Consider the following 907-nt stretch of genomic DNA (forward strand, 5'->3'; position numbering starts at 1 on the left):
GGCTCACATAAAAAATATGGGGAGTAATTGTAAATTGCGACAAAAAAAGTAAATGGATTTTTCGATACTTTCTGCTTTTCTACCCGAAGAATTATTATGTCATTTTGATATTGTTGATTTTATAGAATTAGGAGATATTCAAACAAAAAAGGATTGCTTTTATATCTATCTTGATGAAAAGAACATTATTCCCGAAGGTTTCATTTCAGAGGAATATGAGTCAAAAGGCTTTTGTGAGCGTACTTTGATACAAGATTTTCCAATACGAGGAAAGGCTGTTTATTTAGGTATCAGAAGACGTAGGTGGCGAAATACAGTAGATAAGTCAGAAATTAAAAGCGATTATTCTTTTATTGCAGAAGGTTCCAAATTAACTGTTGAACTTTCGGATTTTTTAAAAGGTACAGGTAGAGACCCGAGAAGATACGATAAGTAACATTGCCAGTTATTATGGCATTAAAGCTGATTTACTGCGAAGACATTACAAAAAAAGAATCAGTGGTTTTACAAGTTGGAAACAGTTAGAACATGCCGAAAATCATCTGATTTACCCCGAAAATATTGGGGAGAATTTAAGTATTGATGAAGTAAGTTTGTCAAAAGGTGAACTTTATACTTTTGTAACCAATAAACAAGGAAGAGGCAAAAAGAAATCCTTAGTGGCGGTTATAAAAGGCACCAAAAGTCAGGACATTATTGATGTGGTTACTAAAATTCCACTTTCGCATAGAAAACAAGTAAAATCGATAACACTTGATATGGCAAACAATATGCAATCAGCATCAAGAATGTGTTTTCCTGAAAGTTACCTTGTCACAGACCGTTTCCATGTGGTAAAGTTGGTAATGGAAGCTCTCCAGCATTTAAGGATAAAATATCGCTGGGAGGAGATTGAAAAAGAGAATCA

General features: G+C 33.7%; 2 protein-coding genes. Both read left to right on the forward strand.

The genetic code is table 11. The features are described from left to right. Window positions 1-52: 52 nt before the first annotated feature. Entirely contained in the window at window positions 53-436 is a 384-nt protein-coding gene (locus B0A78_RS14080; protein WP_014165862.1) for an ISAon1 family transposase N-terminal region protein, read from the forward strand. 157 nt (window positions 437-593) lie between these two features. Next, on the forward strand, window positions 594-907 hold a 314-nt coding region (locus tag B0A78_RS14085), incomplete at its 3' end, for a transposase (RefSeq protein ID WP_249030969.1).

It is taken from the genome of Flavobacterium columnare NBRC 100251 = ATCC 23463 (genome assembly GCF_002530675.1).
GTDB lineage: Bacteria > Bacteroidota > Bacteroidia > Flavobacteriales > Flavobacteriaceae > Flavobacterium > Flavobacterium columnare.

Excerpts from the sequence above, each read along its gene's own strand:
- B0A78_RS14080 (WP_014165862.1), top strand. The coding sequence starts at position 53 with ATGGATTTTTCGATACTTTCTGCTTTTCTACCCGAAGAATTATTATGT.